Annotated in this window: 15 protein-coding genes; 13 read left to right on the forward strand and 2 right to left on the reverse strand. The window is 46.5% G+C overall.

The window, feature by feature from the left end:
* Positions 1-125: 125 nt before the first annotated feature.
* Positions 126-1,037, reverse strand: coding sequence for an MmyB family transcriptional regulator (locus ACUYLD_RS07345; RefSeq protein WP_061829223.1), 912 nt, complete (start codon positions 1,035-1,037; stop codon positions 126-128).
* Between the two features lie 131 nt (positions 1,038-1,168).
* Here ACUYLD_RS07345 and ACUYLD_RS07350 point away from each other — a divergent pair, with 131 nt between their 5' ends.
* The 5 genes from ACUYLD_RS07350 to ACUYLD_RS07370 all read left to right on the forward strand — a co-directional run bounded on the left by ACUYLD_RS07350 (position 1,169) and on the right by ACUYLD_RS07370 (position 6,556).
* Positions 1,169-2,101, forward strand: a complete 933-nt coding sequence (locus tag ACUYLD_RS07350; RefSeq protein ID WP_061829222.1) for a zinc-binding dehydrogenase — start codon at positions 1,169-1,171, stop codon at positions 2,099-2,101.
* Positions 2,102-2,352: 251 nt separating this feature from the next.
* Entirely contained in the window at positions 2,353-3,468 is a 1,116-nt protein-coding gene (locus tag ACUYLD_RS07355) for a sugar ABC transporter substrate-binding protein (RefSeq protein ID WP_446674694.1), read from the forward strand.
* A gap of 67 nt (positions 3,469-3,535) precedes the next feature.
* Positions 3,536-5,053, forward strand: a complete 1,518-nt coding sequence (locus tag ACUYLD_RS07360; protein ID WP_446674695.1) for a sugar ABC transporter ATP-binding protein — start codon at positions 3,536-3,538, stop codon at positions 5,051-5,053.
* Positions 5,050-6,036: an ABC transporter permease gene (locus ACUYLD_RS07365; protein WP_165177228.1), complete on the forward strand. Its 987-nt coding sequence runs from the start codon at positions 5,050-5,052 to the stop codon at positions 6,034-6,036. The genes ACUYLD_RS07360 and ACUYLD_RS07365 overlap by 4 nt, the downstream gene beginning before the upstream one ends.
* Before the next feature lie 247 nt (positions 6,037-6,283).
* A complete protein-coding gene (locus tag ACUYLD_RS07370) occupies positions 6,284-6,556 on the forward strand; it encodes an HU family DNA-binding protein (RefSeq protein ID WP_013310732.1) in 273 nt (90 codons plus the stop codon).
* A 71-nt stretch (positions 6,557-6,627) separates the two neighbouring features.
* Here ACUYLD_RS07370 and ACUYLD_RS07375 read toward each other — a convergent pair whose 3' ends face one another.
* Positions 6,628-6,921 (reverse strand): hypothetical protein, encoded by a 294-nt coding sequence (locus ACUYLD_RS07375; RefSeq protein WP_250261099.1) that lies wholly within the window; start codon positions 6,919-6,921, stop codon positions 6,628-6,630.
* A gap of 37 nt (positions 6,922-6,958) precedes the next feature.
* Here ACUYLD_RS07375 and mtrB point away from each other — a divergent pair, with 37 nt between their 5' ends.
* From mtrB to ACUYLD_RS07415, 8 genes are all read left to right on the forward strand, one after another.
* Positions 6,959-7,189 (forward strand): trp RNA-binding attenuation protein MtrB, encoded by a 231-nt coding sequence (gene mtrB, locus ACUYLD_RS07380; protein WP_013310730.1) that lies wholly within the window; start codon positions 6,959-6,961, stop codon positions 7,187-7,189.
* Between the two features lie 98 nt (positions 7,190-7,287).
* On the forward strand, positions 7,288-7,839 hold the full coding sequence (locus ACUYLD_RS07385) for a hypothetical protein (RefSeq protein WP_023989175.1): 552 nt from the start codon (positions 7,288-7,290) through the stop codon (positions 7,837-7,839).
* 116 nt (positions 7,840-7,955) lie between these two features.
* The gene (locus ACUYLD_RS07390) at positions 7,956-8,825 is read left to right on the forward strand and encodes a heptaprenyl diphosphate synthase component 1 (RefSeq protein ID WP_446674696.1); all 870 of its coding nucleotides are present in this window, start codon (positions 7,956-7,958) and stop codon (positions 8,823-8,825) included.
* 9 nt (positions 8,826-8,834) lie between these two features.
* Positions 8,835-9,563: a demethylmenaquinone methyltransferase gene (locus tag ACUYLD_RS07395; protein ID WP_254325691.1), complete on the forward strand. Its 729-nt coding sequence runs from the start codon at positions 8,835-8,837 to the stop codon at positions 9,561-9,563.
* On the forward strand, positions 9,556-10,428 hold the full coding sequence (locus tag ACUYLD_RS07400; RefSeq protein ID WP_061829215.1) for a UbiA-like polyprenyltransferase: 873 nt from the start codon (positions 9,556-9,558) through the stop codon (positions 10,426-10,428). Before ACUYLD_RS07395 ends, ACUYLD_RS07400 begins: the two co-directional genes overlap by 8 nt.
* Positions 10,428-11,087, forward strand: coding sequence for a UbiX family flavin prenyltransferase (locus ACUYLD_RS07405; RefSeq protein ID WP_061829214.1), 660 nt, complete (start codon positions 10,428-10,430; stop codon positions 11,085-11,087). The genes ACUYLD_RS07400 and ACUYLD_RS07405 overlap by 1 nt, the downstream gene beginning before the upstream one ends.
* Positions 11,044-11,910 (forward strand): menaquinone biosynthetic enzyme MqnA/MqnD family protein, encoded by an 867-nt coding sequence (locus tag ACUYLD_RS07410; RefSeq protein WP_446674697.1) that lies wholly within the window; start codon positions 11,044-11,046, stop codon positions 11,908-11,910. Before ACUYLD_RS07405 ends, ACUYLD_RS07410 begins: the two co-directional genes overlap by 44 nt.
* Positions 11,907-12,881, forward strand: coding sequence for a polyprenyl synthetase family protein (locus ACUYLD_RS07415; protein WP_061829212.1), 975 nt, complete (start codon positions 11,907-11,909; stop codon positions 12,879-12,881). Before ACUYLD_RS07410 ends, ACUYLD_RS07415 begins: the two co-directional genes overlap by 4 nt.
* Positions 12,882-12,896: the final 15 nt, after the last annotated feature.

Raw genomic sequence — 12,896 nt, forward strand, 5'->3', positions numbered from 1 at the left:
TCTACGGTTCGCAGAAAACAAAATATTAGACTGACCTCCAAAACCAGACAGGGGTAGCCATGGACGAGAAAATAAAGTCCTAGACTACCTCTATTTTTATTGAGCTTTCGTTTCTCATTGACTGGCTATTCATTAAACGCGAAGTTCTGACATTCTGCAGGACACCCCAAATATTCAAATACTCTGCGTGCAGGTTCGTCTATTGGTAAGTACACTTCAATTCCAGGATACATGTGGCTGCTTACAGAAAGATGAATTTGCTTGTAACGAATAGGGACAAAATCGGCCATGGTTCCCATTCTGGCCAAAATGATTTTGGATTGCTCAACTTCATTTGCTGAGTCCTTTGGCTGCATATTCCAATATTTATTGAGGTCGTCGTATTTTCGAAATCTGTCAATTAACTTTTTATACCCATGGTCGTATCGGGAAAACATGTTATTCCTTCTAAAAGCTTGTATCCCATAAATAGCATGAGACTCCCATTGTTCGAACGACTCAGTATCGAAGGTGGAACGGGGCCGAATGGAAAAATCGGAGTTAAAATGAAAATCAACTTTATTCAGCTTGCCATTCATAAAAGAATCATAGGGGATATCAAATAACTGGCGAAACGGCTCATTTAACCCCTTAATATCTAAGGTATGAGTGACGATCATTGCCGGAAAAGGCAGATTACTCATGATCTGCTGCGCTTGCTCCAGCGCCAGCTCCAGAGACCGTCCTTCCAATTCGTAATGGATCGGAAGATAATCGGCGGCGAGGAGAAGATCGTTGCGCTCATCTGAAGTGCACTCCAGATACTCAGCAATATGGATCATCGTTTGCCGATCCGGTATTCGACGAGACCGTCCAACCAATAGATTTTTATATGTAGGACAGGCCTCATCATTAAGCTCCTGCTGAGTAAATCGTTTCAATAACGGGTGAGATTGCTCGGTATATTCCCGCTGGCGTTTCATACGAACAGCTTCAATCTCTCCCAATACGATTTTTAATGTTTTGTGCTGGAAGTCCTCATCCTTGTGCATGGTCATCTCTTTTCAATCCTTTTCATAATGAGGTGTAGTTCTACACTTGGTACACATGATTCCCTACAGTATACTACATTGTGAAAAAGGGGAGCTATTTACAAAGGGTTCTCAATGACAAACATGGAGGAGATCATATGGTTCGTGCAATTGTAACAGATCCGTTTGCTTCAGGATATTTTGCGATAAAGGAAGTTGCCGCCCCACAGGCCCAGCCTTGGGAAGCGATCGTTCAAGTACAAGCCTTCTCTCTTAATCGGGGTGAAGTTGTAGATGCAAGAAATAATGGAGGACAGATCAGACCAGGCTGGGATTTTTCTGGGATCGTCGTTGAGCAGGCTAAAGATGGCACGGGTCCGAAACAGGGAAGCCGTGTCGTAGGCCTTCTCTTGATGGGAGCATGGGCCGAACAGGTTGCTGCTCCTACTTCATTACTGGCTGAATTTCCCGATGATATTACCTTTGCCCAGGCGGCTACTTTACCAGTAGCTGGTCTGTCAGCGCTCTATACGCTTAGAAAAGGAGGAATGCTGCTCGGTAAGCGAATGTTGATTACTGGCTCGACTGGCGGAGTTGGAATTTTTGCACATCAGCTAGCCGCGCAATCTGGAGCTTTTACAGTAGGTGTTGCCAGAACAACGGAAAAAGCCTTACTTGTTCAAGAGGCTGGTGCTAATGAGGTTATTGTTGGAGATACCGCGATTCCATCGGTTGATGCATTTGGACCTTATCATCTAATTATAGATTCAGTAGGTGGTGATACGCTAGCTGCCTTACTGCCTCAGCTTGTGCCAGACGGAATATGTGTATCCATGGGACATTCGTCCTCACCTTACGCAACGATTAATATCAGGGGCTTAGGTGGTAGAACCTTGTATAGCTTCTTTTTAGGAGAGGAGATAAATCGCTATTCGCCGGCGGAAGATCTGAAATTATTAGGTGAATTTGTTTCCAAAGGCCAGTTAGTACCAAGGATCGAAGTGGAGACATCCTGGAAGGAAATTGGAACTATTGCCCAACAACTGATAGATCGGAGGTTCTCCGGTAAAGCAGTGCTCCAAATAAATTAGATGTGAGCTTTCTCATATTTAAAATAACAAAACAGGATTGTATCTTCGGACTAGGCTCCGTCCTGATTTCATATTTAAGCAGCAACCGTTTTCCGGTATTCAATCGGGGGGCGGTTGTTTGTTGTGTTTTGGCTTTAAAACCGGAAATTTTTCTATATTTTATAAAACCTATTTACATACTTGGTTTAAAGCGATATATTAAGTATCAAATTTGAATCATTTTGTGGATTGAACGAGGGGGAAATGAAATCATGAATATCCAAAAAGAGCTCCAAAGAAACAAAAAGCTAGGACTAGGGGCTATCATGCTACTGGTGCTGGTTTTGCTGGTTACTGCATGCGGCGTGCCGAAAACAGAGAGCGGCACTCAAGGGACAAGCACTGCGGGATCGAATACAACAAACGGAAAAACGGACAATTTAAATCTAAAGGGTAAACGGGTTGCGTTGATCATGGAGTTTAACACGGGCACATTTTCGCAACAGTATGTTCAAGGCGTGGAAGAGGAAGTTAAGAAATTTGGCGGTACGCTGACCAAGTTTGTGGCAGATAACGATAAGGCTAAAATGGCTTCTCTGCTTGATAGTGCGATTAACCAGCAGTTTGATGTCATTTTGACTGATCACGGTGATGCATTGCTGGAGACAGGGCTGAAAAAAGCAATTTCCCGCAATATTCCGGTTATCGTGTTCGATGCTGCCGTCAATGTTCCGGGTGCGGTAGTACTCTCACAGGATGACCAAAGCATGGCTGAGTTGACGCTGGAGCAAATGAAAAAGGATATCGGTGGCAAAGGTAACATTGTGAAAGTATGGGTTGCTGGATTTGCACCGATGGAACGTCGTCAGGTTGCTTATGATGCATTTTTAAAATCCAATCCGGATATTAAAGAAATCGCGACTTTTGGTTCGGCTCAAAATCCTGCATTAGATACGCAAGCCAAAATGGAAGCTGTATTAAAGCAATATCCTAAGGGCGAAATTACAGCCGTCTGGGCTGCTTGGGATGAATTTGCCAAAGGCGCAGCCCGTGCGATCCAACAAGCGGGACGTACGGAAATTAAGGTCTACGGCATTGACATGAGCGACGAGGACTTGCAAATGATCCAGGACCCGAAAAATCCTTGGGTGGCCTCGGCAGCCGTTGATCCAACAGATATCGGGCGCGTACAAGTGCGCTATGCATATCAGAAGCTGCATGGGGATAATCCGGAGGAGAAAGTCGTATTGGAGGCTGTATATGTGCAACGCGAAGCGCTGCCAGATAAGCAAATTTCCACATCCGAGCTGTCCCAATATGTGGAGGGATGGGGTCAAAGTGAGCAGGGATATAAGGATTGGATGAAGGAATATGAAACGTCCAAATAAAATGTTTGCATCATGCAAAAGGCGCGCTTCGGCGCGCTTTTATCATAAGCAGGCGTGAGGGGGCACCATGAGTTCACAAGTATATACATTGGAGATGAAGAAAATCAGCAAACAGTTTGCTGGTGTAGATGCGTTGCGAGCCGTGGATTTTACGGTGCAGGGTGGCGAAATTCACGCTCTGCTGGGCGCCAACGGGGCAGGGAAAAGCACATTGATGAAGATTTTGTCCGGTGCGTATCGTTCCGATCAGGGAGTTATCGTAGTTGGTGGCAAGGAACTAAACATTAGTTCACCGTGGGAGGCCAAAAGGGCGGGAATCCACTGTGTGTATCAGGAGGTTGATTCAGCGCTTGTGCCTCAGTTAACCGTCGCTGAAAACATTGTAATGGACGATTTGTCTGCACCTGATGGTCGATGGTGGGCTGCGCCGGGGGCTATGCGCAGACGAGCGCGTGAGGCATTAGCACGTCTAGAGGTAAATATTGACGTACGACGATATGTGTCTGAACTGACGTTGGCAGAAAAACAACTTGTACTTATCGCACGTATTCTGACACAGCAAGCAAATACGATCATTTTTGATGAGCCTACGGCGCCGCTCAGCGAGGAAGAAACGCGACGTTTGTTCCGTACAATCCATACACTCAAGGATGAGGGGGTTGCATGTATTCTCATCACACACCGATTGCCGGAGGTTATCGAACACAGTGGCCGTGTTACGGTGATGCGTGATGGCGAGCGCGTGTTCACGGGACCTGCCTCTGATTTAAGTGTAGGCGACATCGTCACGCATATGCTTGGGAAAACATTTGAAGAGGAATTCCCAAAAACAGAGGTACCGATTGGTGAAACGATATTGGAAGCAAAAGGGCTTCACAAAGGATTACGAGTGCACGGCGTTGATTTACAGGCCCGACGTGGTGAAATTCTCTCTATTGTGGGTCTGGTTGGTGCAGGCAAGACGGAGCTGTCACGACTTCTTACAGGAGCAGACAAGCCGGATAAGGGAGAGCTGACCTTTAAGGGTCGCTCCATTCGATTGAGAGAGCCAGCGGACGCGGTAGCTCAAGGAATTGTGTCCATACCCGAGGAGCGGCGTAAGCAGGGGGTGTTGATTGAGGAGAGTGTAGAAAGAAACCTCAGCCTTCCGCTATTGGGGAAGCTGAGTGTCCTTGGTTTCATCAGTCGGCGTAAAGAACGAAATAACGGTAATGGGATTGTCGCCTCTCTCGGTATTAAGACGCCATCGCTCCGTCAGAATGTTAAATATTTGAGTGGCGGGAATCAGCAAAAAGTTGCGATTGGCAAATGGCTGCATTCGGGAGCGGATGTATTTGTTTTTGACGAGCCAACCAAGGGTGTGGATATAGGGGCAAAAAGTGATATTTTCCGTATCATTGGCCAGTTGGCGGAGCAAGGAAAAGCAATCATCTATCTAACCTGTGAATTTGCTGAAGGGATTGGCATTGGTGATCGGATTGCAGTGATGTATGATGGCAAAATTATAAAGGAATTTGCGCGGGGCGAAGTGGAACAGGAACAGCTTCTGTTGTATGCCAGCGGCGGTGAAGAGGTGCATTCATGAAGGAAAAATGGTTAAACGTCTCATTTCGTTACGGTGCCGTAGTTGTCATTATAGGTGTATTGGCGTTTTTTTCATCTACATTACCTTATTTCTGGACTTATGATAATTTAATGGATATTCTAGGATCTATTGCCATTGTTACTTTCGTTGCCATTGGTGTGACGTTGTCACTTATCGTGGACGGTTTTGACCTGTCGGTGGGAGCTACAGTATCTTTGACAACGGTCGTTTCAGCTTCTTTGATGGTCTGGTATGAGCAGCCTGTTGCGGTGGTCATTATTGTGTCTCTGATTGTCGGCGCTTTGGTAGGACTGTTAAATTCATTATTGATCATTAAATTGCGTATTCCTGATTTGCTCGCAACCCTTGCAATTATGTATATTGTAAGCGGGATTCACAAAACGTACGCTCAGGGCTATACCATATACAATCATATGCAGTTTCCCGATGGCAGCAAGGCGCCGGGGGAGATATCTCCTGCATTTCTTTTGCTGGGGCAAGGTAAATGGTTGGGTATCCCGATTTCGGTTATTTTACTGTTACTGGCTGTGGCGGCGGTGCATGTTTTCTTGACCTATACAAAGCATGGGCGTCAAATGTATGTAACGGGTGGAAATGAGGAAGCTGCTCGTCTGTCGGGCATACGGGTAAAAAAAGTCCGTACTCTGGCCTATGTTGCTTCAGGCGTATTTGCGGCGATTGCCGGAATTTTGTATGCCTCGCGAGTAGGCTCAGGCCAAATTGACGCAGGTTCCCCTTTGCTCATGGAGGCGGTAGCTGCAGTATTTGTCGGTTTTTCGGTCTTTGGTGCTGGTAAACCCAATGTCATTGGTACATTTATTGGTGCGGTATTGATCGGTGTGTTGGTTAATGGACTAACGATGATGAATGTGCAATATTTTGCCCATGATATTGTCAAAGGAGTAGTGCTGGTACTTGCGCTGGCCGTTACTTTTTACGTGTTAAACCGTCGTCGTACTTGAAATTGTCTGTGGACTGTATTACTATAAACCTTGTTCCACGCAAGAAGGGTGCCATAAAACGCCAGTTTCGGCCTATATTGCGGAGGTTAGGTATATTCTATGTATATTTAACGACGAAACGGAAACAGATGATAACATTATGGAAGGCAGTACGCCGCCCGGGTTATTTTATACAGGCGACCTCATATCGGTCATTAACACCGATAACCTTAATGCTGGACTACACTTGAATTGGGAGGTGAATATTATGAATAAAACGGATTTGATCAATCAGGTTTCTGAAAGCACTGAATTGTCCAAAAAGGACGTAACCAAAGCAATCGATGCAGTATTTGAGGCGATCTCTGGAGCGCTGCAAAGCGGAGATAAGGTGCAACTGGTAGGTTTTGGGAACTTTGAGGTTCGTGAACGTTCCGCACGTAAAGGACGTAACCCGCAAACAGGAGAAGAAATCGAAATCCCTGCGAGCAAAATTCCGGCATTTAAACCGGGTAAAGCGCTCAAAGACGGAATTAAATAAGATTTCTTACATATTCCCAATGCGCTGAAAAGACCGTGAATTTGATTCACGGCCTTTTCTTTTTGCCCTGTTTACTTCGTGGTAGAGGTGCTATGGTCTGAAGAAGAGGAAGCTGTTCTGGCGTTTCGCGAGGCATAAGCGATCAGCACCAGGGGTTCACCCGTTAGCTCAGCAAATTCATGCTCTAGCTGTTGAAGCCGTTCGATTTGGGCAGGGCTGAGATTGGCGGGAAGATAGTTTTTCATCAGATCCGTTCCTTTCTTTAATGGATGGGACTGCACGGATAGTATGGCTCGGGACACGCTAATTGTTGCAGGTAGCTCGGGAAGCATGTAGTTGACAAAACTAGCTTGAATCTCCATCATAAAAAGTATAGCTTCGGCTCTCAGGGAGGAAAAGGACATGGAAGATAACGTGACGGGTAGCAGTGAGTACGTCGTAATTAAAGCGAAAAGCAACGGATGTCAGGTTTTTGGTCTGACCAGAGGTCAGGATACACGCTTGCATCATTCAGAAAAATTGGACAAGGGCGAGGTACTGATCGTCCAATTTACGGATCATACTTCTGCTATTAAAATTCGCGGCAAAGCCGTTGTGATGACTAAGCACGGGGTAGTAGATACGGAGGATTAAAATGCAGGCATAGCCTGCTTTTTTTTGTTGTAGAATGAGAGTGAGGACCTTTACTGTAGCAAGCCCACATTATGAAGTAGAGGTCAGGGGAGGCTCTGATGAAACCTTGGATTGTATTCGGTGGCTCCATTCTCATAACCATCGCAGCAGCTGTGTTGCTGCCGTCCTTACAGGTGCTGGACTCAGGAACCGCAGCAGTTCGTGAAACACAGGCGACGATTTCGCCTCAGCAACGGGTGCTGCTGTCGGATGACAATCTGGTGGATACGCTGAACGAGCTGCCGTTGACCACACCGATTGCAAGCGCAAGCTGGGAACATTCAGTCCTGACCCTGGATGTCAAGCTGTCCAAGGAAGAAACTGCCCCACTAGAGATTTATCAAAACATGGCGGAGCTTGCCGCTTTTAGCTTTTACGGAACGACGAATGTACGGCAATTGCTGCTTCGGGTGGTGACGCAGGACGAATGGTCAGGAGAACGGCATTTGCTGCTTGCATCCGATATACGCCGCAACGAGTGGACGAACGAGGCATTGGAACAGCTGAGAAGCCGGGAAGGCGCGGAATTGCCAGAGGATTTGAAATCCCGTTTCCGCATTACAGTAACGCCCATGTGGCAAAACAGGTTTAACGGTGTATATACAGATTAGATGTTTCTGCCGGTGGACCTACAGTACTTTAGTCGCGAATCATTTTAAATTGTGATATAATATAAGGCATTGCAATTATTTGAGTATAGCAGAAAGTCATGTCTCGGAGGCTTAGGATGAAACCGTATCGCGTACCCCAATTAGCAAGGAAATATGTGGAATACGACATGATTCAACAACATACGGAAATGCCGGCTTTTCCTGACAGCCGTACCCGTTTGATGTTTGTGTTTTTGAACCGGAATGCGCAGGAGCTGCATGCCAGTGAGGACGAACTGTACGCATTGGTAACCTCACTTGTGCAGATGGGGCTGGATACGCATGATATGATTGATACTTTATCCGGTATACGGAGCCCGGAGGAGATGCGTTCCAGGCAGCTGAAAGTGTTAGCAGGGGACTATTTTAGCAGTCGTTTTTACCAACTGCTTGCACTGGCAGGCCGCATCACGGCCATTTCGAAGCTGAGTGATGCTGTATGTGAAGTGAACGCAGGGAAAATGAGTCTGTACTGGGGAATGCAGCAATTCCGATTGGATGCAACTCAGTATTTAACTCAGATGGTTCGTTTCAAAAAGGAGCTTTTTTTATCATTCACTTCACTTGTAGCAGAACAGGATCAGGAAATTTGGAAGCAGCTTCTCAACAAATTTGCCCTCTGTGATACCTTAGTGGAAGAATGGGGCAAGCGGACAGAACCAGACAAGTCCCGTTTCGGATATATGTTCTGGCATATATATGGTAACGGGGATCGGAGCGAGCAGGCATTGCTTTCAGAGAGTGGTACTGACACTGAAGCATGGCGTAAGCTGGTTCTGAAATACAAAGCCGAGGATGCGATACTGGACAAGCTTCGCACGGCTGTTACACACATCCGGCAGATCCTGTCAGATGATCAAAATACGGGGATCGAGGAATTTGAACGCATGCTTGAGCCTTTCCTGAAGCTGCTAAATAGTCCGCACCCAGTTGTGAGGGAAGGTTAGGTGAACGTGATGGGACCAAGCGACACCAAGCCGAAAGAACAATTCGTTCATGGCGTGTTTGAAAGTATAGCAGGTAAATACGATTTGATGAACGATATACTGAGCTTTCGCAGACATAAGGCTTGGCGGAAATTTACGATGAAAAAAATGAACATGCATCGCGGCGATACGGCAATCGATCTTTGCTGTGGCACATGTGACTGGACGCTCGCGATGGCGCGTGCAAGTGAAAGTGGTCACATCGTAGGACTGGATTTTAGTCAGAACATGCTCAATGTTGGCGAGCGTAAGATTACATCAGAATCCCGTGAAAAGCAAATTAAGCTTGTTCAGGGCAACGCGATGGAACTACCTTTTGAAGATAATTCATTTGATTATGCGACGATTGGTTTCGGTCTGCGCAACGTGCCTGACCTGCGCCAAGTGTTACAGGAGATGCAACGAGTCGTCAAACCTGGCGGGCAGGTCGTATGTCTGGAATTGTCCAAACCTACTTGGCAGCCGTTCAAGGGGATTTACTACACATATTTTCAACACATCTTGCCCATGCTCGGCAAATTGTTCGCCAAACGTTATGAGCAGTATAAATGGCTCCCTGATTCGTTGGCGCTTTTTCCAGGAAGGGATGAATTGGCTGGCATCTTCCGTGAAGTCGGATTGAAGGATGTCCAGGCTCATTCTCTCACCGGAGGCATTGCGGCATTGCACATTGGAATCAAGGAGAGTCAGCATGTTTAAGAAAATTGCTATTTTTTTGGAAATGATTAAAATTGAACATACGTTATTTGCGCTCCCATTTGCATTCATGGGGGCTGTATTGGGGTCTGTTGTCGTGACAGGCAACCTTCCCTCCTGGCCGCAGATCGGCTGGATCCTGCTAGCTATGGTTGGCGCACGTAGCGCGGCTTTTGGCTTCAATCGTATGATTGACCGGGTGATTGACGGGAAAAATCCGCGCACAGCAGGACGCGCTATCCCAGCGGGGTTGCTCAAATCGAGCGAAGTGGTGATTTTTATTATCGTCAGTTTGGTGTTGTTATTCTGGGCATCATTCAAGTTAAGTCCGCTGGCGTTCAAGCTGTTTCCGCTGGCCTTTTTTATGCTCGTTTTTTATTCTTACACCAAGCGTTTCACTTGGCTTTGCCATATTGTACTTGGTCTGACCATTGGTTTGGCGCCACTAGGCGCGTGGGTTGCAGTAACGGGACAAATAGATTTGACCGCTATCGTACTATATCTCACGATTGCATTTTGGACGGCGGGATTTGATGTAATTTATGCTTGTCAGGATATAGATTTTGACCAAAACGAAGGAGTTTATTCTATTCCTGCCCGTTTTGGTGTAGCAGGTGCGCTGAACATCGCTCGGGCATTCCACGTCATTACGGCGATCGGATTTATTGTACTGTTCTTTATTGCAGATTTAAGCTGGTGGTATCTGGCGGGCATGATTATTTCGTACATTATTTTATTTTATGAACACTATATCGTATCTCCAAAAGATTTGAGTCGATTGCAGACGGCATTCTTTACTATGAACGGTGTACTTAGCACTGTCGTATTTGCCTTTACACTGATTGATTTGGTGGTGCGTCAATACTAATGAATAATCAGGTGAGCGGACATCAAGGCAAACGAATCGTTATTGGCATTACAGGCGCGAGCGGAAGCATTTATGGTGTGCGACTGGTAGAGACTCTGCTGGACTTGCAATACACAGTTCACCTGATCGTTTCCAATGCTGGCTGGCGGGTGTTGAAAGAGGAGTTGGGCTGGAATGTGACTGACCGGGAAGGGGCTTTGAATGAACAATTCGGAGGCCGTCCCGGTTCTCTTGTATACCATCCGTTCACAGATATTGGAGCTTCGATTGCGAGCGGCTCTTATTTGGTGGATGCGATGATTATCATGCCATGCTCGATGGGGACGTTGTCAGCAGTAGCACACGGTTCGTCCGATAATCTCATGGCGAGGGCAGCGGACGTGATGATGAAGGAAGGTCGTCCGCTGATCCTTGTGCCTCGTGAGACGCCTCTACATGCCATTCATTTGGAAAACATGCTTAAGCTTGCGAGACTCGGCGTCAAGATGATTCCGGCTATGCCGGCTTTTTACTTTCATCCCAAGACGCTGGATGATATTGTGCTGTTCCTCGTAGGCAAAGTATTGGACAGCTTGCGTATAGAACATCAACTGTTTACGAGATGGGGGGATTCCGATGCCGACACCGGACACCAAGACAATCACAATCGGAAAAATTAAATATACAAACGCTTGGCCTATTTTTCATTTTTTTAATCCTTCTAAGCTTCTCCATTCGGCGGAGATGGTTTCTAAAGTTCCGGCTGAATTAAATCAAGGTATGCTGAATGGGAGTTTGGATATTAGTGCGATGTCCTCCTTTGCGTATGCATCGGGTGCTGAGGAAATGCTATTGTTGCCAGATTTATCCGTCAGTGCAGATGGTCCTGTGCAATCCATTTTACTATTTTCACGCAAGCCGCTGGACGAAATCAAAAACGGAACCATTGCACTTACGAATACGTCTGCTACATCCGTGAATTTGTTGAAAATTTTGATGCAAAAGGCATGGGAAGGACAACCTTCCTATTTTGACTGTGAACCGGATCTTGACTTGATGCTGGAACAGGCAGATGCAGGGCTATTGATTGGAGATCACGCGATTAAGGCATCTTGGCGAAGTGAAGATCTGTATGTTACGGACCTCGGAGAAGAGTGGAAGCGCTGGACGGGCTACAGTATGACTTTTGCTGTATGGGCAGTACGACGTGCTGTTGCTGCTCAGAATCCTGCCGCGGTGGCTGAAATTGCGAGTGCGTTCCGCGCAAGTAAGCAGCGTAGTCTGTCGGACCTGACGCCTGTTATTTCTGAAGCATGCGAGGAAATTGGAGGTCTGCGAGATTACTGGGAGCGCTACTTTACTAATCTGTGTTATGATTTTGGAGAGAAGCAACAACAAGGTTTAGAGCTTTATTTTCAGTATGCGCATGAACTGGGGCTGCTTGACCGACGAGTGAAGCCGCTTCTCTGGAGTGACAATACGCTGACACGGGTGAAAGAATGAAACGATTGGATTTGTTTGGTTTATTAAAGAAGGATATGAACTTTATAGAAGAAGAGTTGTACCGCAGTATCGACAGTACGGAGCCGTTGATTAATGATACGTCGCTTCATCTGCTTAAAGCAGGGGGCAAGCGTTTGCGTCCCGTATTTGTATTGCTGGGAGGCAAGTTTGGAGAATATGATCTGGACAAGCTCAAGCGTATAGCGGTACCTCTAGAACTGATTCATTCTGCCTCTCTCGTTCACGACGATGTGATTGACGATGCGGAAATGAGACGCGGTCAACCCACCGTGAAGTCCAAATGGGACAATCGGGTGGCTATGTACACCGGAGACTACATATATGCACGTGCGCTGTCTATTGCTGCTGGACTGCCGAATCCCGACATTCACCGGGTACTGTCTAAAGCGCTGGTGCAGATGTCCATTGGTGAAATGGAACAGATTCGTGATTTTTTTAATGTGGATCAGAGTGTGCGTAATTATTTGCTTCGCATACGGCGCAAAACAGCATTGTTGATTGCGGTTAGCTGCCAGTTGGGAGCTATGGCTGCAGGGGCACGGGAAAGTATCAATTCCCTGCTGTACAGCTATGGCTATAACGTAGGTATGGCTTTTCAAATTCAGGATGATCTGCTCGATCTGTGTGGCACGGAAAAAAAGATTGGCAAGCCGCCGGGCAGCGATATGAGACAGGGGAATATTACGCTTCCAGTGATTTATGCGCTCGAACAGCCTGAGCTGCGTGCAGATCTACTGGCTGAAATCCGCCGCATTCAGGATGGGGATGGACAAGGAGATGCACGCAAAGCGGTGGATATGATCAAAAAAAGTGAAGGAATCGCTAAAGCTGAAATTCTCGCCGACCGATATATTAATAAAGCGCTAAACGCGCTGGACTTACTACCGGATGTCAAAACAAAAAAGACGCTACGCGATATTGCTCATTTTGTAACACGCCGCTCCTACTAAAGTTGTGTTTTGGGT

It is taken from the genome of Paenibacillus sp. SER-28, from assembly GCF_052906305.1.

Bases quoted from the DNA above. Each gene is read 5' to 3' on its own strand.
- ACUYLD_RS07400 (WP_061829215.1), top strand. From the start codon at position 9,556: ATGTTTAAGAAAATTGCTATTTTTTTGGAAATGATTAAAATTGAACAT.
- ACUYLD_RS07395 (WP_254325691.1), top strand. From the start codon at position 8,835: ATGGGACCAAGCGACACCAAGCCGAAAGAACAATTCGTTCATGGCGTG.
- ACUYLD_RS07365 (WP_165177228.1), top strand. From the start codon at position 5,050: ATGAAGGAAAAATGGTTAAACGTCTCATTTCGTTACGGTGCCGTAGTT.
- ACUYLD_RS07345 (WP_061829223.1), bottom strand. From the start codon at position 1,037: ATGACCATGCACAAGGATGAGGACTTCCAGCACAAAACATTAAAAATC.
- ACUYLD_RS07350 (WP_061829222.1), top strand. From the start codon at position 1,169: ATGGTTCGTGCAATTGTAACAGATCCGTTTGCTTCAGGATATTTTGCG.
- ACUYLD_RS07410 (WP_446674697.1), top strand. From the start codon at position 11,044: ATGCCGACACCGGACACCAAGACAATCACAATCGGAAAAATTAAATAT.
- ACUYLD_RS07405 (WP_061829214.1), top strand. From the start codon at position 10,428: ATGAATAATCAGGTGAGCGGACATCAAGGCAAACGAATCGTTATTGGC.
- ACUYLD_RS07370 (WP_013310732.1), top strand. From the start codon at position 6,284: ATGAATAAAACGGATTTGATCAATCAGGTTTCTGAAAGCACTGAATTG.
- ACUYLD_RS07355 (WP_446674694.1), top strand. From the start codon at position 2,353: ATGAATATCCAAAAAGAGCTCCAAAGAAACAAAAAGCTAGGACTAGGG.
- ACUYLD_RS07415 (WP_061829212.1), top strand. From the start codon at position 11,907: ATGAAACGATTGGATTTGTTTGGTTTATTAAAGAAGGATATGAACTTT.
- ACUYLD_RS07360 (WP_446674695.1), top strand. From the start codon at position 3,536: ATGAGTTCACAAGTATATACATTGGAGATGAAGAAAATCAGCAAACAG.
- ACUYLD_RS07385 (WP_023989175.1), top strand. From the start codon at position 7,288: ATGAAACCTTGGATTGTATTCGGTGGCTCCATTCTCATAACCATCGCA.
- mtrB (WP_013310730.1), top strand. From the start codon at position 6,959: ATGGAAGATAACGTGACGGGTAGCAGTGAGTACGTCGTAATTAAAGCG.
- ACUYLD_RS07375 (WP_250261099.1), bottom strand. From the start codon at position 6,921: ATGATGGAGATTCAAGCTAGTTTTGTCAACTACATGCTTCCCGAGCTA.
- ACUYLD_RS07390 (WP_446674696.1), top strand. From the start codon at position 7,956: ATGAAACCGTATCGCGTACCCCAATTAGCAAGGAAATATGTGGAATAC.